General features: G+C 72.1%; 18 protein-coding genes and 1 pseudogene. 5 read left to right on the top strand and 14 right to left on the bottom strand.

Annotated elements, in window-relative coordinates; all coding sequences use genetic code 11:
• Positions 1-29: 29 nt before the first annotated feature.
• Genes OHA55_RS06605 through OHA55_RS06615 form a run of 3 tightly spaced genes read left to right on the top strand, consistent with a single transcriptional unit; the run spans position 30 to position 2409 of the window.
• Positions 30-992 (top strand): ABC transporter ATP-binding protein, encoded by a 963-nt coding sequence (locus tag OHA55_RS06605; protein ID WP_266703700.1) that lies wholly within the window; start codon positions 30-32, stop codon positions 990-992.
• A complete protein-coding gene (locus OHA55_RS06610; RefSeq protein ID WP_266703702.1) occupies positions 989-1963 on the top strand; it encodes an ABC transporter permease subunit in 975 nt (324 codons plus the stop codon). The genes OHA55_RS06605 and OHA55_RS06610 overlap by 4 nt, the downstream gene beginning before the upstream one ends.
• Positions 1964-2019: 56 nt before the next feature.
• Entirely contained in the window at positions 2020-2409 is a 390-nt protein-coding gene (locus OHA55_RS06615) for a GntR family transcriptional regulator (RefSeq protein ID WP_266703703.1), read from the top strand.
• Here OHA55_RS06615 and OHA55_RS06620 read toward each other — a convergent pair.
• Entirely contained in the window at positions 2369-3676 is a 1308-nt protein-coding gene (locus tag OHA55_RS06620; RefSeq protein WP_266703705.1) for an FAD-dependent monooxygenase, read from the bottom strand. The two genes, OHA55_RS06615 and OHA55_RS06620, sit on opposite strands and share 41 nt — an antisense overlap.
• A gap of 239 nt (positions 3677-3915) precedes the next feature.
• Here OHA55_RS06620 and OHA55_RS06625 point away from each other — a divergent pair, with 239 nt between their 5' ends.
• The gene (locus tag OHA55_RS06625; protein ID WP_266703707.1) at positions 3916-4905 is read left to right on the top strand and encodes a TetR/AcrR family transcriptional regulator C-terminal domain-containing protein; all 990 of its coding nucleotides are present in this window, start codon (positions 3916-3918) and stop codon (positions 4903-4905) included.
• Between the two features lie 79 nt (positions 4906-4984).
• Here OHA55_RS06625 and OHA55_RS06630 read toward each other — a convergent pair whose 3' ends face one another.
• The gene (locus OHA55_RS06630) at positions 4985-5323 is read right to left on the bottom strand and encodes a hypothetical protein (protein ID WP_323180371.1); all 339 of its coding nucleotides are present in this window, start codon (positions 5321-5323) and stop codon (positions 4985-4987) included.
• 277 nt (positions 5324-5600) lie between these two features.
• Here OHA55_RS06630 and OHA55_RS06635 point away from each other — a divergent pair, with 277 nt between their 5' ends.
• On the top strand, positions 5601-7862 hold the full coding sequence (locus OHA55_RS06635; protein WP_266710449.1) for an ATP-binding domain-containing protein: 2262 nt from the start codon (positions 5601-5603) through the stop codon (positions 7860-7862).
• 34 nt (positions 7863-7896) lie between these two features.
• Here the strand turns inward: OHA55_RS06635 and OHA55_RS06640 are convergent, their stop codons facing one another.
• From OHA55_RS06640 to OHA55_RS06695, 12 genes and pseudogenes are all read right to left on the bottom strand, one after another.
• Positions 7897-8256, bottom strand: a complete 360-nt coding sequence (locus OHA55_RS06640) for a hypothetical protein (protein WP_266703709.1) — start codon at positions 8254-8256, stop codon at positions 7897-7899.
• A 140-nt stretch (positions 8257-8396) separates the two neighbouring features.
• The gene (locus tag OHA55_RS06645; RefSeq protein WP_266703711.1) at positions 8397-9668 is read right to left on the bottom strand and encodes an NtaA/DmoA family FMN-dependent monooxygenase; all 1272 of its coding nucleotides are present in this window, start codon (positions 9666-9668) and stop codon (positions 8397-8399) included.
• Positions 9669-9703: 35 nt separating this feature from the next.
• A complete protein-coding gene (locus tag OHA55_RS06650) occupies positions 9704-10120 on the bottom strand; it encodes a rhodanese-like domain-containing protein (protein ID WP_266703713.1) in 417 nt (138 codons plus the stop codon).
• A 321-nt stretch (positions 10121-10441) separates the two neighbouring features.
• Positions 10442-11419, bottom strand: a complete 978-nt coding sequence (locus OHA55_RS06655) for an aldo/keto reductase (protein WP_266703715.1) — start codon at positions 11417-11419, stop codon at positions 10442-10444.
• A 130-nt stretch (positions 11420-11549) separates the two neighbouring features.
• Positions 11550-12392, bottom strand: a complete 843-nt coding sequence (locus OHA55_RS06660; protein ID WP_266703717.1) for a sulfurtransferase — start codon at positions 12390-12392, stop codon at positions 11550-11552.
• On the bottom strand, positions 12389-14479 hold the full coding sequence (locus OHA55_RS06665; RefSeq protein WP_266703719.1) for an FAD/NAD(P)-binding protein: 2091 nt from the start codon (positions 14477-14479) through the stop codon (positions 12389-12391). Before OHA55_RS06665 ends, OHA55_RS06660 begins: the two co-directional genes overlap by 4 nt.
• Entirely contained in the window at positions 14472-14789 is a 318-nt protein-coding gene (locus OHA55_RS06670; RefSeq protein WP_266703721.1) for a hypothetical protein, read from the bottom strand. The genes OHA55_RS06665 and OHA55_RS06670 overlap by 8 nt, the downstream gene beginning before the upstream one ends.
• A gap of 103 nt (positions 14790-14892) precedes the next feature.
• Positions 14893-15837 (bottom strand): annotated as a pseudogene (locus tag OHA55_RS36560) (NtaA/DmoA family FMN-dependent monooxygenase); the annotation flags it as partial.
• Positions 15838-15993: 156 nt separating this feature from the next.
• Complete coding sequence (locus OHA55_RS06680) at positions 15994-17412, bottom strand: aminotransferase class I/II-fold pyridoxal phosphate-dependent enzyme (protein ID WP_266703723.1); 1419 nt, start codon at positions 17410-17412, stop codon at positions 15994-15996.
• Positions 17413-17576: 164 nt separating this feature from the next.
• Positions 17577-18668 carry an ABC transporter substrate-binding protein gene (locus OHA55_RS06685; protein WP_266703724.1) on the bottom strand — a complete coding sequence of 364 codons (1092 nt, stop codon included), beginning with the start codon at positions 18666-18668 and terminating at the stop codon, positions 17577-17579.
• A gap of 163 nt (positions 18669-18831) precedes the next feature.
• Complete coding sequence (locus tag OHA55_RS06690; RefSeq protein ID WP_266703725.1) at positions 18832-19701, bottom strand: ABC transporter ATP-binding protein; 870 nt, start codon at positions 19699-19701, stop codon at positions 18832-18834.
• Entirely contained in the window at positions 19698-20777 is a 1080-nt protein-coding gene (locus tag OHA55_RS06695) for an iron ABC transporter permease (protein WP_266703726.1), read from the bottom strand. Before OHA55_RS06695 ends, OHA55_RS06690 begins: the two co-directional genes overlap by 4 nt.
• Between the last annotated feature and the right edge of the window lie 136 nt (positions 20778-20913).

A 20913-nucleotide genomic window follows, 5' to 3' on the forward strand; every position in this document is an offset into this window, starting at 1 on the left:
CCTCAGTCGATTATTCCATTAATTGACTCATGGAATTGGGGCGAGGCGTGAAACACCCGAGCACACCGAGCGAGACTTCCGAGCAGTGGGCCCTGGAGGCCCGCGGTCTGGGCAAGCGGTACCGCCGCGGCTGGGCCCTGCGGGACTGCTCCTTCCGGCTTCCGGCCGGCCGGATCTGCGGTCTCGTCGGACCCAACGGCGCCGGAAAGAGCACCCTGCTGGGGATCGCGTCCCGGCAGATCGGCCCGACCGAGGGCGGGTTGAAGCTCTTCGGCATCCCGGCCGACGACGCTTCGGCCATGCCCCGGTTCGCCTTCCTCGGCCAGGAGAAGCCGCTCTTCAAGCGGTTCACGGTGGCCGAGACGCTGCGGATGGGCGCCGAGCTCAACCCCGGCTGGGACATGGCGGCGGCGGAACGGATCGTCCGCTCGGGCCGGGTCCGGCTGGACGCCCGCGTCGGCACGCTCTCCGGCGGCCAGCGCACCCGGGTCGCGTTCGCGCTCGCCTTCGGCAAGCGCCCGGACCTGCTGCTGCTCGACGAGCCGATGTCGGACCTCGACCCGCTGGCGCGCGACGAGATGAGCACCCTGCTGATGTCGGAGGCCACCGAACGCGGCACCACGGTCCTGATGTCCTCCCACATGCTCGCCGAACTGGAGGAGATGTGCGACTACCTGCTGGTGGTGTCGGAGGGCCGGCTCCGGATGGCCGGTGACACCGACACGCTGGTGCCCGCCCACGCCCTGGTGACCGGGCTGGCGACGGACGGCGGGCTGCCGCCGGAGCTGACCCGCCACACCGTGATCGAGTCCCGCGTACAAGGCCGCCAGTTCCAGGCGCTCGTACGCCCCGACGGGCCGCTCACGGGCGACTGGCAGATCAGCGAACCGAGCCTGGAGGAGGTGCTGTTGGCCCACCTCCGTTCGCCGGACGCGCCCGCGCTCCTCACTCCGGGTGCCCGCATCGACGCCGAGGGGATCTCCGCATCATGACCACCACCACCCTGACCGGCCCCACCACGGGGGCGGGCACCGTCCGGCGCGGCCCGCTGCGCGGTCTGACCTGGCTCATGGTGCGTCAGCACCGGGCGACGCTGTACTCCGTGCTCGCGCTGGTGGTCCTCGGCTCGGCCGCGATCCTCCACCTGCGCGGGGAGATGACCGACACGCTGAACGCGGCGGGCTGGCCGGAGAAGGAGCTGACGACACCGCTTCGGACCGGACAGCTGTCCACCTATCTCCTGCTGGCCCTCGGCGCCTTCCCGGTGCTCCTCGGCGTCTTCGTCGGCGCCCCGCTGATCTCCGCCGACCGTGAGCAGGGCACCGCCCAACTCGTCACCACCCAGTCGGTACCGCGCCGCCGCTGGCTGATCGCCAAGCTGACGGTGGGGTACGGCATCGCCCTCGTCGCCGGTCTGGTGCTCTCCGCGCTCTACACCTCATGGTGGAAGCCGTACCGCACGGTCTTCCCGTCCGCCTGGCTGGACGCGACGGTCTTCGACAACACCGGCCCGGTGCTGCCCGCGTTCTGTCTCTTCCTCACGGCGGCCGGCGTCACGATCGGGGTCCTGCTGCGCCGGGTGATGCTGTCCATGGCGGTCACCCTCGGCTTCTCCGCCTTCACGAACGTCGTCTGGGACCAGATCCGCAACGGCCTGGGCACCAGCCATCGGCTCACCTACCCGCTGAACGGAGAGCCTCCCAACATCCCCGGGCGCCAGGATCTCGACAGCTGGGTCGGCGCCGCGGACGGCACGCTCTACGGCTGGGGCACCTGCGTCGAGGCCACCGACGCCGCGCAGAACGCCTGCCTCAAGCAGCACGGCATCGTCAACAACGTCGTCGAGTACCTCGACTACGACCAGATGCCCTCCATGCAGTGGACCGGCGCGGGCATCCTGCTCGCCGCCACGGTCGTCCTCACGGTCTTCGTGGTCTGGCGTGTCTCGCGACGCCCGTTGTGACGGAGCCCCCTCCGTGTCCGTAAAGTCTCCTCAGTCGAGCGGAAAGGTGAAGAGCAGTGGTCGTTTTCCGCATCGACCGGCGCAGCGGCATCGCCACGTACCTGCAGATCGTGCACCAGGTCGAGCAGGCCCTGCGGATGGGCGCCCTCCAGGAGGGGGACAAGCTGCCCACGGCGGCCCAGGTGGCCGCCGCCACCAAGGTCAACCCCAACACGACCCTCAAGGCGTACCGGGAACTGGAGCGCCTCGGATTCGCCGAGGTGCGCCAGGGGGCGGGCACCTTCGTCACCCGCAACCTCGCCCGGCCGCAGTCGGATCCGGACTCTCCGCTGCGTACGTCCCTGGACGCGTGGCTGGCCCAGGCGCGTACCGAGGGACTGTCGGGGCACGACGTGAAGGCGCTGTTCAGCGCCGCGTACGAGACGGCGTACCCGCGGGAGAGTTGAGGCCGGGCCCGGCCCCCGCCGCGAGGTGGGGGTAGGCGGGCAGATCGATGTCCCCGGCCTTGGCGAACTGCGCGGCCAGCACCTGCCGCATGGGCCAGCGGTTCATCGACCGCATCGAGGCGGCGCGCAGCCGGATGGCGAGCGCGCCCTTCGGTGCGTATCCGCCGGCGCCGCCGGGCGGGAGCTGCTGCGCCCGGGTGACGTAGGGGCGCATGATCCGGTCGTAGTTCCGGAAGGCGTCGAGGTGGGTGGCGCCGGGCGTGGTCAGTTCGCCGGCCAGCACGTAAGCGCCGACGAGGGCGAGACTCGTGCCCATGCCGGTGAGGGGCGAGGGGCAGTGGCCCGCGTCGCCGAGCAGCACCGCCCGGCCGCGCGACCAGTTGTCGAGGCGCACCTGCCCCAGGGAGTCGAAGAAGAAGTCCTCCGAGGAGCGCATCGCCGCGAGCAGGCGCGGGACTTCCCACCCCACGCCCTCGAACCGGCGGGTAATCAGCCTCTGTTGGGCGCCGACGTCGTGGCGGTCGTAGGTGAAGGGCTCGGCGCGGAAGCTGAGTCCGGCCTTGATCTCGCCGGGGAGCCGGCCGGGGCGCGCGGACGCGACGAGCCCGCCGGGGGCGTTGAACATCCGGAACCAGCCGCCGAGGTCCCAGTCGTCCCGGGCCGTGAACCAGGCGGTCCAGCAGTTCAGCGGGGTCACGAAGTCGGACTCCGGTCCGAAGGCGAGGGCCCTGACGATGGAGTGCGGCCCGTCGGCGCCCACCACCACCCCGAAACGGCGCCGGCCGGAGTTCTCGAAGGTGACCGTGACGCCGTCGTCGTCCTGGGCGAGCGCGGTGACGGTGTCGTCGAAGAGGTACTCCACGCCGATGGAGGCGGCAGCCCCCGGTGCTGTCCCCGGCGCTGTCCCCGCAGCCGGTGCGGTCGCGTCGTGCAGGAGGCGGGCGAGGTCGCCCCGGAGGATCTCGATCTCGGAGACGATCCCCTCCCCGTCGAAGGCGGAGGCCGGCATCTCGGCGGTGACCCGGTCCCGGGCGTCCACCATGGCGAGGCCGCGCTGCTCGACGGCGACCGCCCGCGCCCGGTCCATGAGCCCCATGCGGTTGATCACCTCCCGGCCCGCACCCCGCAGGTCCACGGTCTGCCCGCCCGGCCGGGGCGCCGGGGCCCGCTCGACGACCGTGACCTCGAAACCCGCCGAGCGTAGCCAGTACGCGAGGGCCGGACCGGCGATACCGGCGCCGGAGATGAGTACGTCTTTTCTTCTCATGCCCGTGAATGTACGGCGTACGCAGCACACCACGCAACCAATAAAGCACCGAAGAATAAGGGGATCTACCGCCTAGTGCACTAGTACGCATGGCCCTAGTGCACTGCCCTTCGGGGCGCGTTCGCGAAGACCCGCGCCTTCCGTCGCAGCCGGGCAGTACAGTGCGAACCTCACAGGTGCACTAGTGCGGAGGCGTCATGGGCCGGCAGCTGGAATCACGCGGGGAACCGCGGCGGACGGTGCCTCAGGAGCCTCCGTACCGCCGGATCGCCGCCGTTCTGCGGCGGCGGATCGAGTCCGGGGAGCTCGGCCCCGGTGACCGCATCCCCTCCACCCGGGAGATCGCCCGGCAGTGGGGGGTGGCCATGGCCACCGCGACCAAGGTCATCGCCGAGCTGCGGCACGAGGGGCTGGTACGGCCGGTGTCCGGCGTGGGCACCGTGGTCGGGAGCGCCGCCGGAACGCGGCGCCCGGCCCCGGCCGCTCCCCCGGCCCGGTCCGCCCCCAAGGCCCCCGGTACGACTCCGGGCGCACCCCCTGTGCCGGGAGGAGCCGCCGCCCCGCTCTCCCGGGAACGGATCGTCGCCACGGCCATCGCGGTCGCGGACGCCGAAGGGCTGGAGGCGGTCTCGATGCGGCGGGTGGCCAACGAGCTGGAAGCGGCGACCATGTCGCTCTACCGGCACGTGGCCGACAAGGACGAACTGCTGACACTGATGATGGACGCCGCCTGCTCCGGGTGGCGCTTCCCCGCCGATCACCCGGCGGGCTGGCGGGAGCGGCTGGAACTCGCCGCCCGGCTGCTGTGGGAGACCTTCCGCCGCCATCCGTGGCTCGCCCCCGCACTGTCGGTGACCCGGCCCCAACTTCTCACCGGGGCGCTGCCCTTCACCGAGTGGGTGCTTCAGGCCCTGGACGGGCGCGGGCTCGACGGGCAGACGCACTTCACGATCCACATCACCCTGTTCAATTACGTGCGGGGAACGGCGATCAATATCGAGCCCGAAGTCGTCGCCGAGGAATTCACCGGCCTGACGAGCGACGAGTGGATGGACACGCAGGAATCACAACTCCGGGAGGCATTGTCGGCCGGAGCTTTTCCGACGCTGGAGCGCATCGCCGCAGCCGGTTACGACTTCGATCTCGACATGCTTTTCGAGTTCGGTCTGCAACGCCTCCTGGACGGCTTCGCCGCCCTGGTCGACGGGGCGCGGCACCACCGCCCCTGACCCGCCGCCTCCGCCCCTGACCCGCCGCCTCCGCCCCTGACCCGCCGCCTCCGCCCCTGACCCGCCGCCTCCGGTCCGTCTACGCCTCCGGCGCGGTGCGGCGGTGGGCCGTGCCCCGGGTCCGGTCCGCCCCTGTACCGCGCCGGGTGACCGCGCGTCCCGGGAAGTCGGGGTCGTCCTCGGCGGTCGGCAGCGCGCGGTGCCCCTCCGAGTGGTCGTTGACCCACCCGCACCCCGGGCAGGCGTAGCGCCCGTCCAGGCCCGCGATGAGCGTGCCGCACCGGCGGCACTCGGTGTAGGTGACCTCGGGCGCGGCCATGGGACCGTCGGCGGCGGACCGGGGAGCGGGCCGGGCGGCGGGGCGCGGCCCCGGGACGGCCGGGTCCGTACCGGACGGGGTCTCGGCGGAAGCATCCATGCCGGAAGGCTACGCCGCGCCCCGGGCGCACCGGACCGCATCCGCCGCGGCGGGCGCGCGGACGACGGCGGGACGGGAACGTGGCGAGAGCCGCGCGAGAACCGGGCGGTAACGGGACGGGCGCACAAAAATACCCCGTCGCATTGGCGTCCGGGGCGTCCCACTGTTTAAACTGAATGTTTCCCGTGATTTCGGCGCGTCATCTTTGCACGTCACCACGGGAGAAATTCACAGGGCTCATCTTAACTTTTATGGAGTCACATTGTCAAGCGAGGAAATGGTTCGCGAGCAGGAATTCGTCACCCTGCTCCACGAACGGCTCGACGCCCTGCGGGACGGGGCCGAGGGCGCCGTGCGGGGCTCGCTGGGGCAGCCCGTGCACGGCCGCCAGGCCCGGCTGGAGCGGGACGTCACGGTCGCCGAGCAGTCGGACCGCCTCGCCACGCTGAACGCCGTCGAGGACGGACTCTGTTTCGGCCGCATCGACCTCCGCGACGGTACGCACCACCACATCGGCCGGCTCGGCATCCGTGACGAGGACGAGGCGCGGACCCCACTGCTCATCGACTGGCGTGCCCCGGTGGCCCGCCCGTTCTACCTGGCCACGGGCCACACCCCGATGGGTCTTCGGCGCCGCAGACACCTGACCACGCGCGAACGCCGGGTCACCGCCCTGCACGACGAGATCCTGGACCTGGACGAGACGGCGCCCGCGCACCGCACGGGTCACGAGGATCCCAACGGCGACGCCGTTCTGCTGGCCGCCGTGAACGCCACCCGCACCGGCCGCATGACCGACATCGTGCGGACCATCCAGGCCGAGCAGGACCGCATCATCCGCGCCCCGCACCGGGGTGTGCTCGTGGTGGAAGGGGGGCCCGGCACCGGAAAGACGGCGGTCGCCCTGCACCGCGCCGCGTACCTCCTGTACGCGTACCGCGAGCAGCTGGCCCGCCGCGCGGTACTGATCGTCGGCCCCAACCCGGCCTTCCTCGGCTACATCGGCAATGTGCTGCCCTCCCTGGGCGAGACCGGGGTGCTCCTCGCCACCCCGGACGAGCTCTTCCCCGGGGTACGGGCCACCGGCACGGACACCGCGCGGGCCGCGGCGGTCAAGGGCGCCGCCCGGATGGCCGAGGTCCTGCGCGGGGCGGTCGCCGACCGGCAGCGGCTGCCCGCGGCCCCGGTCGGGATCGCCCACGAGCGAGACACCCTGTCCCTCGAACCCGACACGGTCCGGCGCGTCCGGGCCCTGGCCCGGAACACCGGGCTGCCGCACAACCTCGCCCGCCGCCCGTTCGCCTCGGGGATCGTGGACGCGCTGACCCGGCAGCTCGCCGACCGCATCGGGGCCGACCCGCTCGGCGGCCCCAACCTCCTCGACCCCTCCGACGTCGAGCAGTTGCGCGAGGAGGTGGCCGACAATCCGGAGGTGCACGCGGCGATCGACGGCCTCTGGCCCCGTCTCACCCCGGAGCAGTTCCTCGCCGGGTATCTCGCGGCGCCCACCGGACTCCCGGCCGGGGAGGCGGAGTCGATCCGCCGCGACGACACCGACCCCACCGGTCTGACGGACCGCACGGAGTGGACCTCCGCCGACATCCCGCTGCTCGACGAGGCCGCCGAGCTGCTCGGCGAGGACGACAGCGCCCAGCGGGCGGCCGAGGAGGCGGAGCGCCGCCGGCGGATCGCGTACGCCCAGGGGGTCCTGGACCTCTCCGAGGGCTCGCGCTCCACCGACTTCGAGGACGAGGACGACGCGGAGATCCTCTCCGCGCACGACATCATCGACGCCGAACGCTTCGCCGAACGCCAGGAGGAGGCGGACCACCGCAGCGCCGCCGAGCGTGCCGCCGCCGACCGGACCTGGGCCTTCGGCCACATCATCGTCGACGAGGCGCAGGAACTCTCCGCGATGGCCTGGAGGTTGCTGATGCGCCGCTGCCCGACGCGTTCCATGACGCTGGTCGGCGATCCGGCGCAGACGGGTTCGGTGGCCGGGGCGGACTCCTGGTCCGGCATCCTCGGGCCGTACGTCGGCGACCGCTGGGAGCACACCCGGCTGGACGTCAACTACCGTACGCCGAAGGAGATCATGGAGACGGCCGCCGAGGTGCGGCGGGAGACCGACCCCTCCTTCGAGCCGCCCCGCTCGGTGCGTTCCACCGGCGTCGAGCCGTGGACCCTGACGGCGGAGCCGGAGAAGCTGGTACGCGTGGCGGCCGAGGCGGTCGCCCGCGAGGCCCGGGCCGAGGGGACCCTCGCGGTGATCGCGCCGCCGGAGCTCCACACCGAGCTGGCCGAGGCCCTGCCGGGTGCCTCGTACGGAACCGAACCCGATCTGGCGGCCCCGGTGGTGATCCTGGACGCCCGGCAGTCCAAGGGGCTGGAGTTCGATTCGGTGGTCGTCGTGGCACCGGAACGGATCAGGACCGCCTCTCCGCGCGGGGTCAACGACCTGTACGTGGCGCTGACCCGCGCGACCCAGCGGCTCGGGCTGGTCGGATTCGGCCCGGCGCTGCCGGAGGAGGACGCCTGACCCGGGCCGCGCGCCTGAAGTCCCGCCCCGGCTCTCAGATGCCGCCCACGATGCTGGGCGGCACCACCAGATGACGGGCCCGGTGCTCCAGGACGAGTGCCCGGGGCATCGTCGTGGACACCGCGTCCGAGGCGCACCGCCCGCACGACGGGACGGTGGCGGGGACGTCCGCGGTGTGCTGGTTGGCGATGTGCTGGGAGAGCCGGATCTGCGTGGTGATCACCTGGTCGAAGGGGTCGCAGTCGATGCCGGGACCCACTTCTTCCCGTGCCGCCGCCGCGAGTTCGGGCGCTTCTCTCATCCGCCGGTACAGGGTCACGCAGTCTCCGCAGTCCCACATCCAGGGGGGCGGGAGGGGCCATTTGTCGGCTTCGTCGGCGTCGAGATCGTCCACGGCGACCACGGTAGCGCCCACGGGTCGCGAGCGGTGTGCAATGAGTCATTTACTCACCGCAACGAGTGCTCCGGAGGCGGCCCGTGGGGCGCACGCCGTCCGGAGCACTGGTTCGCGCGGCGCCGGGGACCGTCCCGGCGTCAGGCGATGCCGAGGTGGTGCTTGAGGGTCGGGCCCTCGTAGTCGTGCCGGAAGAGTCCGGCCCGGCGCAGCGCCGGCACCACGCCCCGGGTCAACAGGTCGAGCCCTTCCGGCAGATGGCTGTGCGAGAGCACGAAGCCGTCCGCCGCTCTCTCCCGGAAGAGCTCGCCCAGCTCGGCGGCGACCTGTTCGGGGGTGCCGGTGAAGCCGAGGTGCAGGCTGTTCTGCCGGTGCTTGATCGCCAACTGCCGCACGGTCTGCCCGTGATGGGTGCGCAGCCAGGCCGCGCCCCGCTGGTACCGCTCGTCGCGGAGCGCCTCGGCCTCGTCGAGCAGCGGTACGGGAATCGGCGCGTCGAGCGGGAGTTCGGCGAGCCGCAGGTACGGGCTGACGACCGTCTGGAGGTAGGCGACGGCCTTGTCGATGTCGATGCCGTCGACCCATTCGCGTTCCAGGGCCCGCGCGTCGGCCTCGGTGGCGCCGAGGACGACATGGGTGCCGAGCAGGATCTTCAGCGACTCCGGGTCGCGGCCCTTGCGCCTGGCGCGGGCCTTCATGTCGGCGTAGAACGCCTGGGCGCTCCCGACGTCGTCGGCCGCGGCGAAGACGACGTCGGCGTAGCCCGCGGCGAAGTCGCGGCCCTCCTCGGAGCGGCCGGCCTGGACGAGCACCGGCCGGCCCTGCGGCGGGCGGTGGATGTTGAGCGGGCCGGCGACCTGGAAGTGCTCGCCGTGATGGCCGAGCGTGCGGATCTTCGCCTCGTCCGCGAAGACGCCCGCCTCACGGTCGAAGACCAGCGCGTCGGGCTCCCAGCTCTCCCAAAGACCGATGGCGACGTCGACGAACTCCTTGGCGCGGGCGTACCGGACGGCCTTGGGAGGCAGCGGCTGGTCGCCGTAGTTCTCCTCGCCGACCGTGGAGGTGACCATGTTCCACCCCGCGCGACCACCGCTGAGGTGGTCCAGGGAGGCGAACTGGCGGGCCAGCGTGTACGGCGCGTTGAAGGTGGTCGACGCCGTACCGATGAGGCCGATGTGCTCGGTGCGCGCCATCAGCGCGGAGAGCACGACCATCGGCTCCAGGTAGTGCGGCGGGCCGCTCGCCCGTACCCGCGAGGGGTCGAGGCGCATGTTGTCGGCGCGGAACAGCGCGTCGAACTTCGCGTCCTCGGCGGCCCGGGCGACCTCGGTGAGCAGAGGGAGCGAGAAGGCCTCCTCGATGCGGCTGTCCTTCCGCCGCCAGAGCTGTCCGGCGGGCCGCCCGACCGACATCGCCAGGTGTATCCGCCGCGGCGGCCCGGCGGCCACTACCGGTCTCCGGCGGGCCGCGCTTCGGCGGCCGGCAAGGGATCGACGGTCGGCAGCGCCTCGGCCTGCCAGCGGGCGAAGCCGCCCCGTACGTGGGTGACGTTGCCGTACCCGTAGGCGTTCAGCTTCTCGATGATGGGGTCCGAACCGTATTCCGAGTTGCAGAAGACTACGATCTCGCTGTCCTCCGACAGGCCGGAGAGCTGCGGGATCAGGTTCGGCGATTCGGGGTCGAGCAGCTCGTCGGCGCGCTCCTTGCCCACTTTCACCGCGCCTTCGATGTCGCCCTTCGGAGCGTCCGGGCGGTTCCGGCGCACATCGATGAACAGGGCGCCCGACTGGCGCTTCTTCTCGGCGGCTTCGGGGTCGATCAGCTGGTCGGGGTGGTGTATGACGCGCGTCTCGGGATTGGCCATGCGAGCGATTCCTCCTCATTGTTCCGTGATCCGGCGGAAGCGGGCCCCGATGCATTGATCCGCATTTCTTGCGATGCCCGCCGCGCCGCGTCGAACTCTATTTCCTCAATACCCCGCACACAAGACCGAGGCAGCCTCGCACCGGCCCGAATCATAATTCCTCGCACATTTATGATTCGGACCGGTGAAAGAGTTTTCGGGCATGGAAAAGCCACGCCCCGGGAATGCCGGGTGCACGGTTTTCCGGAAAGGAGCTTCCGGCCGGAATTCCTGGACGGGATTTCCGGACGGGATTTCCGGACGGGGCTCGGGGCCGACGGTTCAGAAGCCGGCCGGGCGCCTCGGGGTGTACGGCGCCTCCAGGCGCGCGATCTCCTCGTCGTCGAGCTTGACGTCGACCGCCCCCACCAGGTCCTGGAGCTGCTCGACCGTGCTGACGCCGACGATCGGCGCGCTGACGGCGGGCTTGTGGAGGTTCCAGGCCAGGGCCACCTGCGCCCGGGTGATTCCCCGTTCGGCCGCGACGGCGCCCACCTCCTCCACGAGGGCGCGGTCCGACTCCACCGCCTGGTTGTAGTAGGTGGAACCCGGCTCGTCCGTCCGGAGCCGGTGGGTCACCGTGCCCCATTCGCGGGCCAGCCGGCCACGGGCCAGCGGGCTCCACGGGATCACGCCGATGCCCTCCTCGATGCAGAAGGGGTGCATCTCGCGCTCCTCCTCGCGCATCAGCAGGCTGTAGTGGTCCTGCATCGAGACGAAGCGGGTCCAGCCGTGCAGGTCCGCCGTGTACTGGGCCCGGACGAATTCGCGGGCGTGCATCGAGGAGGCACCGATGTAGCGGACCTTCCCGGAACGCACCAGGTCGTCCAGCGTCTGGAGGGTCTCCTCCAGCGGCACGGAACGATCCAGGCGGTGGATCTGGTACAGGTCGATGTAGTCCGTGCCGAGGCGGCGCAGGCTCTCGTCGACCTGGCTCAGGATCGCGCCGCGCGACAGCCCGCCGCCCTTGGGACCGGGGCCCATCCGACCGTTCACCTTGGTTGCGAGAATGACCTCCTCGCGCACCCCGAACTCCTTGATCAGGGCCCCGATGATTTCCTCGCTCGACCCGGCGGAGTAGACGTTCGCGGTGTCGAAGGTGTTGATTCCGGCGTCGAGCGCCGCCCGGACGACCGGCCGTGCCCCGTCGATTCCGGTCGACCACGGATGTGTTCCGCGATCGGGCTCGCCGAAGCTCATGCAACCGATGATCAGCCGCGAGGTGACCAGGCCGGACTTTCCGAGACGCGTGTATTCCATCGAATTTTTCCCTCGTGCGATACGGGTGCGGTGCGGGTGCGGTGCGGTGCGGGGTACGGAATGCGATGCGGACGGGCCGCGTACGGGGTTGGTGCGTGCGCGATGCGGACGGGCCGCGTGCGGGGCTTCGTCAGCCCGGTCCTTCGCCGCTCGCGACGGGCCGGGACGGGTCGTTGCTCCACTCCGACCAGGAGCCGGGATAGAGCCGGGCACGCATACCGAGGGCGTCCAGAACGAAAAGGCCCAGAGTGGCCGCGACGCCGCCGCCGCAGTACAGGCCGATGTCCGCGCCCTCCACCGCGCCGAGGGCGGCGTACCGCTCGCGCAGTTCGTCCAGCCCCTTCAGCCGGCCGTCCGGGCCCAGGTGCGCCGCGGCGGGCACGTTCAGCGCGCCGGGGATGTGCCCGCCGCCCTCCACCCCCGTGTAGGCGGCCGTGGGGCGGGCGTCGATCAGCGTGCCGGACCGGGCCAGCCCGGCGGCCTTCTCCGCGTCGAGCGTCGGCAGCGAGCCCGTCGTCACGGTGAACGTCCCGCCGCCCTCGGCCGGTTCACCGCTGCCGAGCGGGCCTCCGGCCGCCACCCACGCGTCGAGGCCGCCGTCCAGGACCCGGACGTCGGGGACGCCCGCCCAGGTGAGTACGAACCAAGCCCGGGTAGCCAGTTGGAGGTCCGTACGGGTGTGGACGACGACGACCGTGTCCGCGTCGATCCCCCAGCGCCGCACCTGCCGCTGGATCTCCTCGGCGCCGGGCAGCGGGTACCTGCCGGAGTCCGGGCGGCGTTCGCCGGCGAGCTGCGTGGACAGGGCCACGTAGTGGGCGCCGGGCAGACGGTCCGCCGCCTCCGGGGCGTCCGCCGGCTCGCGGCCGATCTCCAGCAGCACGGGACCGCGTCCGTCACCCGGCCGTTCCAGCAGTTCCAGCAGTTGCCCGGCCGTGATCACGGCCCCGCGGGCACCGGTTTCCGTCGTCACGCCCGTACCTCGCTCGTCGTGGTCCTGTGTCCCGCGGCCGTACCCGGCGACAGCGGTACGACGTCGTCGGGGCGGCCGTCCCAGATTCCGGCCAGCACGCTCCGGGCCGTACGGTCCGACTCGCGCAGGGCCACGGCGTCGGTGTTCGGCGCGGGCGCGGCCAGGGAGGACACCCGGGTGTCGCGCATGAGCACGCCGAGCGCGTAGAGCCGCGGCCCCGGGCCGTCGGGGTCCTGCGCGCCGGTGGGCTCGTGCAGGAGTCCGGTCAGCGGGTCGGCCCGGGGCGCGGCGGTGGGCACCGGACCGTCCGCCGAGTCCAGGTGGAAGCTCTCCGCGAGCCCCCGGCCGCTCAGCGCCCGCAGCAGCGGATCGGTCCCGGCGTGCAGGCTCGGGGCGGGTACGCGTGCCTCGATCACCAGGTCCGAGCGGACTCCGGTGCCGGGTACGGCCGCCGAGCTCCACCACGGGTGCCCGCCGGAACCGGGCCGCTCCCCGGGGGTGGCGCGCGGTCCGAGGAACCGGACCACACCGGCGTCGTGCAGGGCCAGCAGCTCCCGCAGGCGCACCGGCGGCGGCCCGTTGTTCAGCCGGAACGCCAGGTCGACGAAGTCCGCGTACTCCCCGAACCAGCTCTCGGCGGTGAGCCCGCCGTCCTGCACCGCGCCGAACAGCAGCTTGCGCGCCTTGCCGAAGGAGCGGTGGGCGACCTTGAGGCTGCTCGCGGCGCCCTTGGCGGTCTCGGCCAGGTCGAGGAGCAGGCGGCCGCGGATCGCGGCCTCGAACCCCGCCTGGTCGGTCCAGTCCCGCGCCGCGAGGGCCGCGTCGCCGTCCAGGTCGAGCCGGAGGTCCGGGTCCGGTACCGCGTCGGCGACGGCTTCCCGCCAGGCGTCGCTGTCGGGCGGCAGCGAGGCGAGCGCGTCCAGCAGGCCCGTCAGCGGGAACGCGAAGGCGTCCGGGTCCACCGTCGCGAGATGCGTGTAGTAGTCCCCGAGGGTGTCGCGGGCGATGGCCGGGCCCAGGCCGTCGAACCGTCCCGGCCGCGGCCGGCCGCGCAGCGCCCCGGTGAGGAAGCGGTGCCGGCCGGCCCCGTCCGGTACGTCCGTACCCGGGCGGCACCAGTAGGGCACGCCCTGCCGCGAGGTGGCGTGCAGCACGGGCTCCCGGCCCGAGGGCTCGTACCGCAGGCCGTACGGTGCGGTGTCGTCGGGTACGAAGCGTCCGCCCCGGCCCGCCGTGAGCAGGGTGGTGACGTCGAAGAAGCTCAGCCCGAGCCCTTCGACCACGACGTCGGCGCCCGGCCGGGCCGCGGAGAGGTCCTGGTCGCTCGCGTTGTCGCCGCGCAGCCGCCGGACGGGCTTCCCCGGGCCGGCGGGCTTCTCGTGATCACCGGCGGCCCGGTGGGCGCGGGCCGGGGTGGACCAGCCGGTGCAGAGGACCACCGCGTCGGCGAGCAGCGGGGCGGCTCCGCCGGCGAGGGTGAGCCGGTAGCGCCCGCCGGTCCGCTCGACGTCGGTCACCCGGTCGCGCCACCAGTCGTGGCGCACCCCCCGCGGAAGCGAGCCGGTCACCGTCTCGTGGCACCAGGTCAGATAGTGGCCGAGCAGGACGCGCGGGGTGCAGGTGTCGGCGGTCGCGGCCCTGACCGAGGCCGCCAGGACGGGGCGCCGCGCCAGGTCGGCGGCGAGCGCCCTGCCGAGGACGGGGCGGCCGGTTCCGTCGGTGGGCAGGCCCGCGTCGGGCGTACCGCCGTCGGCCGTCTCCCGCGCCGCCAGGGCGTCCGCGACCCGCCGCAGCCACTCCCAGAGGCTCGGCCCGGCGGCCTTCGGTCCTTCACTGCTGACCGAGGCGTCCGGCCACACGGTGAAGGCGGATGCCGGGGTGTTCATGAGCAGGTCGGCGCTCTGGTCGGTGCGCCAGATGCGGCCGGGGCCGGGCGGATACTCGTCCACGGAGACGAGCCGCAGCCGTCCGCCGGACGGCCGGAACTCCTCCAGGTTCGCCACCAGTCTCTCCAGGACCGAGGTTCCCCGGAATCCGCCGCCCACCACGACCACGGTCCGCTCGGCCGGTACGGCTGACTCAGGCATGGGCGGTCACCTCGGCGCGTCGCGCGGGCCGACGCAGCCCGTAGTTCGCGCGCAGGGTCGTCCCCGGGTACTCCGGCGGGCGCAGCCCGCGCCGCCGCAGCTCGGGGACCAGGTGCTCGACCATGGCGTACGTTCCCTGGTGCAGCAGGTCCGGTTGGAGGTTGACGCCGTCCAGTGCCCCGGCGCGGAACCACTCCTCCAGCCCGTCGGCCACCGTGGCGGCGTCGCCGACGAGCAGGTTGTCCGAGCCGAGTCCGCCGCCGAGCCCCTGGAGGAACTCGCGTACGGCGCGCGGCTTTTCGCGCTCCACGAAGCGGTGCACCGCCAGCAGGTGGGAGCGGTAGGAACTGGGAGCTCTCGACCGGGGGGACCGGGGGCAGCGGGGCGTCGAGCGGGAGGTGGTTCAGGTCGTAGCCGCTGAACAGGGCCACCTGTCCGAGCACGTGGCGGGGGTCGGCGAGTTGGTTCAACTCGGCTTCGAGCGCACGCGCTTCGGCCGTCGTGGCGGCGACGAGTACGCGGAAGCCCGCGAAGACGCGTATCGAGTCCGGGTCGCGCCCCTCGGCCTCGGCGCGGGCGCGCAGGTCCGTGCGGAAGTCGCGGCCCTCGTCGACGGCGCTGGCCGTCGTGTAGACGGAGTCGGCGTGCCGGGCGGCCAGGGAGCGGCCGTCGCCGGAGGAGCCGGCCTGCACGACGACGGGCCACCCCTGGGGCGGCCGGGGCGAGTTGAGCGGTCCGGCGATCCGGAAGTGCTCGCCCGCGTGGTCGACGGCGTGGATCTTCGCCGGGTCGACGTACCGGCCCCGCTCGCGGTCCTCGACGATCGCGTCGTCCTCCCAGCTGTCCCAGAGCTTCTTGACGGCCGTGACGAACTCGTCGGCCCTGCGGTAGCGGGCGGCGTGTTCGGGGAGGGCGTCCTGGCCGAAGTTCCGCGCGGCCGCCGGGATGGCGCTGGTCACCACGTTCCAGCCGAAGCGGCCGCGGCTGATCCGGTCCAGCGACGCGGTCTGGCGGGCGACGACGAAGGGGTCGGAGTACGTGGTCGAGACGCTGCCTATCAGGCCGATCCGGCTGGTGCCGACGGCCAGTGCGGACAGCAGGGTGAGTGGCTCGAACGCCGGCGCCACGGCGGCGGGTTCACGCGAGAAGGTGAGCTTGTCCGCGAGGAACAGGGCGTCGAATCCGCCGCGTTCGGCGGTGCGTGCGATGTCGAGCAGCGCGTCGATGTCGTTGATCTGCGCCAGGTCCACGGCGGGGTGGCGCCACGCGGCGGGGTGCGATCCGGCGGGCTTGACGTTCAGGTTCAGCCCGAGCGTCGACCGCGAGAGTCCGGTCACGATGGTCTCCTTGAGGTACATGTCCGGCCGGGCGGTGTCCGGCGGATCGAGGTGGGGCGGGCCGTGCCGGGGGGCGCGACGGGGCGAACCCCGGCTGACGCGGCACCCCCGACCCGGCCCGTGTTCCCCCGGACACCGCGCGGGGAGGCGACCCCGCCCCGAGCTGCGGGGCGGCCCTCAGGCGTAGAGGTCGCGCATCTGCCCGTGCATCGCGCGCCCGATCGCGTCGGCGATCCGGTCGATCGCCGCCGAATCGTCCGGTAGCCGGAGGGTGGCGATGCGGAGGTGGCCGGTGGCGGGTGGTTCGACGAAGCTGCGGCTGCCCGCGCCGACCGAGTAGCCGGCGGTGGCGAGGTCGATGAGGGTGTCGACCTCGCTGCTCACTTCGACCCAGAGGAACTGGGCGTTCGGGCCCGAGACGCTGGGGATCCCGCGGCGTTCCAGCGCGTCGGCGAGTGCCGCCTTGCGCTTGGCGTACACGCTCCGCGCCCGTTTGAGGGTCCGGGCGGTGGTGGAGCTCTCGATGAGGTGGGCCAGCGCGTCCTGCAGGATGCGGCTGTTGACGGCCAGCCCGTAGCTACGGCTGTCGCGGATGCGGTCCACGGCCTCGCGCGGTCCGCCGATCACGGAGGTGCGCAGGTCGGACCCGTAGGACCGGCAGAACGACCGTACCCGTACGGCCTGTCCCGGCAGTACGGTGCCGAAGGTCGGGCCGGGTACGTGGGCGAGCGGGCCCACCGCGTCGTCCTCGACCACGACGACGTCGTCGAAGCGGGCGACGACCCCGGCGAGTTCGTCCATGCGCTCGGCGGTCGCGGGCGGCGTCATGGCGTACGGGCCGGTCGGCTGGAACAGGTAGGTGCGGGCGCCCTGCTCCAGAGCTCTGGCCAGGGCGGCCGGGTCGGCGCCGTGGGCGTCCGCGGGCACCTGGAACACGTCGAGGCCGAGGCGCCGGATGTGGTCCAGGAGGCCGGGGTTGATGGGTACGTCGACGGCGAGCTTCCCGCTCGGCCCGGCCAGCGTGCCCACGCAGAGCAGGGCGGCCTCCGCACCGCTGCCTCCGGCGATGTACGCCTCGGCGGCGAACGGCCAGTCCCGCTGGGCGACGGTCCGCAGCCGGTCGGTGATGTACTGCCGGACGTTGGAGTGGAGGTTCGGGCTCCGCAGACCGGTGGCCAGTGCTTCGGTCAGGTCCGGGAGGAGTTCCGGGTCGGACGAGGCGTGCGCGAGCTCGCCGGTCTGGGCCGCCGGTACGGCTTCCGTGCCGGCCGGTTCGGCGGCGGGTGCCGGACGGGGGCCGGCGAGGGGGTCGGCGACGACGGTGCCGCCCCGCCGCCGCGTCTCCACGAGCCCCTTGCCCCGCAGCACGGCGAGGGCGTCGCGGATGTTGCGGAAGCTCACCCCGGACTGCTCGCTCAGGGCGCGGATCGTGGGCAGCCGCGTGCCCGGCCGGATGGCCCCTTCCCGGATCTTCCCTTCGAGCAGCGGCACGACGGACTCGGCGGACCCCGCCGCCGCGATGTGGTGGACGAGCCAGTCGTCGAGGTGATCGACGTCGTTGGTGTCCGGGGTTTCCTTGGTGAGTTCTTCGTCCATCGTCTCGTTCGCCCGCGCGGAGTCCGGGCCGGCCGGGGTGTGCGCCGGTCGGGCGTCACGACCGGCTGGACCGGCGGGCGCTGCCCCTCTCTTCGACTCCATGTGGTCCCCCAGTGGGCGCGTCCGGACGGGACCCGGCACGAGCCCCGCCCGGACGCGCCCGGTCACTGCGCTGCCACCTGATACACGTAGCCCTGCGGCGTGAACTTCGTGGCCCCGATGAAGTCCTTCGACCACTCCTCCACGACGGACAGCGGGTCTACGTCCTGGTAGCGGTCAGGGTAGGCGAACGAGGCGAAGAGCAGCGGGGAGATCTGGTTGCCCGCCAGGTCGAAGGCCCACGGGTTGAAGAGGAAGAGCTTGCCGTTCTTGACCGCCTTGAGGTTCTTCCAGCCCGGCCGGGCGAGCAGTTCGTCGGCGATCGCCCGGTAATCGGCATCGGAACGGCCGCCGTAGAGGTTGTCGGTCTCCACCACGATGACGTCGGGGTCGGCGGCCAGTACGGCGGCCGGGTCGGAGTCGATGGTGTTGCCGGGGCTGTCGGCGAAGATGCTCTCGACGTGGGCGTCGGTGAAGGCGAGCGTCTTGCCGCCCTCCACACCGCTGGTCTTGCCGGCGTTGTCCTCGTAGTACGCGGTGGCCCGCGTAGGCTCCTTCGCGGCCCGGGCGGTGAGGGCGCCGACCTTGTCGGTGAAGGCGAGGACCTTCGCCGCCTCCTTGTCGCGGCCCAGCACCTTGCCGAGCAGCTGGACGTTGGTCTTCCAGTCGTGCGACACCCAGGAGCTCACCACCAGCACCTTGACGCCGGCGGACTTCAGCGAGGTCTCGGCCGCCTGCCACGGCTGGTTGGCGTACATCACGACGGCCTGCGCACCGCTCCCCACGATCTGCTCGTAGTTCAGCGCGTCCGCGCCGGCACCGATCGACAGGCTCGACGGGAAGCCGGCGAAGTTCTCCTGGTCGATGGTCTTCTCGTCGATGCCGACGATCTGGTCGCGGGCCCCGAGGGCGAGGGCGAGGTCGACATTGAAGCCGCCGACGACCGCGACCTTGCCGATCGGGCCGTCCGGGAAGGTGACCTCGCGCTTCGCGCTGTCCGTGACCGTGACGGAGGACGAACCGGCGCCCGATCCGTCCGCCGCCCCGGCGGAACCGTCCTGCGCGTTCCCGCCGCAGGCGGTCGCGAGCAGGGCCGTGACGGTCAGCAGGGCCGCTGAGGCCGCTGTGCGCAGCCTGCGGGTGGGTGGACGGTTCACTTCGCTCCTCGTGGATCTCTTCACGGATGTGTGCGCGGTTGTCGTGATGGGCGTCGTCATGTGTGTCGTCACGGTCTCTGGGCGAAGGGGCGGACGGCGAAGTCGGACGGCTGAACGGCCGGGCGGTGGGGCGGTGGGGCGGCCGGCCGGCGGACGCTGGGCGTCAGGGGGTGGCGCTGACGGGCAGCGGCTCTCCGGACCGCGGCTCGTCGGCGGGCGGCTCTTCGGTGGGCGGTGCTGCGACGGGCGGCGCTGCGGTGCGCGGAGACTCGATGACCGGGTGCACCTGGACGGTGCCGTCGCGCTCGAAGAGGTCGACCTCCAGGCCGTACACCTGCTCCAGCATCAGGCTGTCGTACACGTCGTTGGGGCGGCCGAACGCGACGATCCGGCCTCCCTGGAGGATCGCGACCTTGTCGCAGAAGCGGGCCGCCAGGTTGAGGTCATGGATGGCGATCAGCGAAACAAGGTTCCGACTGTGCGTCAGATGGCGTATGTGACGCAGGGTTTCGACTTGGTAGCGCAGGTCCAGTGCGCTGGTCGGCTCGTCCAGGAGCAGGATCTCGGGCTCCTGGGCGATGGCGCGGGCGATGAGGACGCGCTGCGCCTGGCCGCCGCTCAGGTCCCCCACCGAGAGGGCCGCCATGCCGGTGAGGCCCACGTGCTCGATCGCGGCGTCGACGATCTCCCAGTCGCGGGAGCGGGGCCGCATCCCGAAGTACGGCGTGCGGCCCAGCAGCACCGAGTCACGCACGGAGAGCTGGAAGGTGGGCTCTCCCGACTGCGGTACGTAGGCGACCACCTTGGCGTGTTCGCTCATCCGCAGGTGGTGGAGGGGCTTGTCCTTGAAGCTGATCGAGCCGGTACGCAGCTTGTTGACGCGGGCGATGAGCTTGGTCAGCGTCGACTTGCCGGAGCCGTTCGGCCCGAGGAGTCCGACGAACTCTCCCTGGCGGACGGCCAGGTTCACATCGTGCAGCACCGACCGGCTGCGGGAGTAGGAGAAGGCCACGCCTTCGACGGAGAGCGTCATGACTGGGCCAACGTCCCTTTCGAGAGTACGAGGTTGATGAAGAGGGGCGCGCCGATGAGCGCGACGACGATGCCTACCGGGATCACGACCGGAGAGAGCACGGCCCGGCCGACGACGTCGGCGTAGAGGATGAGGAGGCCGCCGGCGATGGCCCCGAACGGCAGCAGGTAGCGGTGGTCCGAGCCCACCACCAGGCGGGCGATGTGCGGGCCGACGAGCCCCACGAAGCCGATCACTCCGGTGAAGGAGACGACCACCGCGGTGAGGACGACCACCAAGACGATGAGCACCAGCCGGGTGCTGCGTACGTTGACCCCGAGGCTCGCCGCGGCGTCGTCACCGGCGAAGGCGATGGCGTTGAGCGCCTTGGCGCGGGCGAACAGATAGGGCAGCGTGACGGCCAACAGGATCGTGACGACCAGCACTTGGTGCCAGGTGGCATCGTTGACCGACCCGAAGGTCCAGTGGACGATCTCGGCCAGCGTGTTCTCGTCGGCGAAGAACTGGGTGGCGGAGGTGAGCGCCTCGAAGAGCTGGAAGAAGGCCATGCCGACGAGGAGCAGCGTGATGGCCTTCATGCGTTTGAGGGACGCCACGCCGAGGACGATCAGCGAGACGATCAGGCTGAAGAGCAGGGCGCTGAAGATCACGACGACCGAGGACGGGGTGTGCCCGGCCTTGTTGGAGAGCACGATGGCCAGCGCCGCGCCGAAGGAGGCGGCCGGGGAGAGGCCGAGGGTGTAAGGACTCACCAGCGGGTTGCGCAGCAGCCCCTGCATGACGACCCCGGAGACCGACAGGGCGGCTCCGGCAAGGAACGCCAACAGGGCTCTTGGCAGCCGGAGTTCGGTGACGATCACCTCCGTGGGCCGGAAGCTTTCGCTGGACTGCGCACCGAAGACGCGGATGGCGATCGCGTGGAAGACGTCGCCCAGGCTGATGCCCGCCGTACCGATGACGACGGACAGCGCGATCGACAGGAGCGACACCACCAGGCTGACGCCGATGATCACCGGCCGGGACGGTCGGCCCCACAGCGGTACGGCCTGGAAGGTACGCGCGAGTGCGTTGGACATCATGCTCCGTGTCGCAGGCGGACGTCCGTGCGCGCCGCGGTTCAGCGCGCACGTCGGCAATGGATGGGGTGGATGGGGTGGATCACATGACCTATCCCGAATATGATCCGGCCCGTCGCGCTGCGGCAGGGTGACC

Origin of the sequence: Streptomyces sp. NBC_00102, from assembly GCF_026343115.1 — a bacterium.
Classification (GTDB): Bacteria; Actinomycetota; Actinomycetes; order Streptomycetales; family Streptomycetaceae; genus Streptomyces.

Bases quoted from the DNA above. Each gene is read 5' to 3' on its own strand.
- OHA55_RS06605 (WP_266703700.1), top strand. From the start codon at position 30: ATGGAATTGGGGCGAGGCGTGAAACACCCGAGCACACCGAGCGAGACT.
- OHA55_RS06610 (WP_266703702.1), top strand. From the start codon at position 989: ATGACCACCACCACCCTGACCGGCCCCACCACGGGGGCGGGCACCGTC.
- OHA55_RS06620 (WP_266703705.1), bottom strand. From the start codon at position 3,676: ATGAGAAGAAAAGACGTACTCATCTCCGGCGCCGGTATCGCCGGTCCG.
- OHA55_RS06630 (WP_323180371.1), bottom strand. From the start codon at position 5,323: ATGGATGCTTCCGCCGAGACCCCGTCCGGTACGGACCCGGCCGTCCCG.
- OHA55_RS06635 (WP_266710449.1), top strand. From the start codon at position 5,601: ATGGTTCGCGAGCAGGAATTCGTCACCCTGCTCCACGAACGGCTCGAC.
- OHA55_RS06645 (WP_266703711.1), bottom strand. From the start codon at position 9,668: ATGTCGGTCGGGCGGCCCGCCGGACAGCTCTGGCGGCGGAAGGACAGC.
- OHA55_RS06650 (WP_266703713.1), bottom strand. From the start codon at position 10,120: ATGGCCAATCCCGAGACGCGCGTCATACACCACCCCGACCAGCTGATC.
- OHA55_RS06655 (WP_266703715.1), bottom strand. From the start codon at position 11,419: ATGGAATACACGCGTCTCGGAAAGTCCGGCCTGGTCACCTCGCGGCTG.
- OHA55_RS06665 (WP_266703719.1), bottom strand. From the start codon at position 14,479: ATGCCTGAGTCAGCCGTACCGGCCGAGCGGACCGTGGTCGTGGTGGGC.
- OHA55_RS06680 (WP_266703723.1), bottom strand. From the start codon at position 17,412: ATGGACGAAGAACTCACCAAGGAAACCCCGGACACCAACGACGTCGAT.
- OHA55_RS06690 (WP_266703725.1), bottom strand. From the start codon at position 19,701: ATGACGCTCTCCGTCGAAGGCGTGGCCTTCTCCTACTCCCGCAGCCGG.
- OHA55_RS06695 (WP_266703726.1), bottom strand. From the start codon at position 20,777: ATGTCCAACGCACTCGCGCGTACCTTCCAGGCCGTACCGCTGTGGGGC.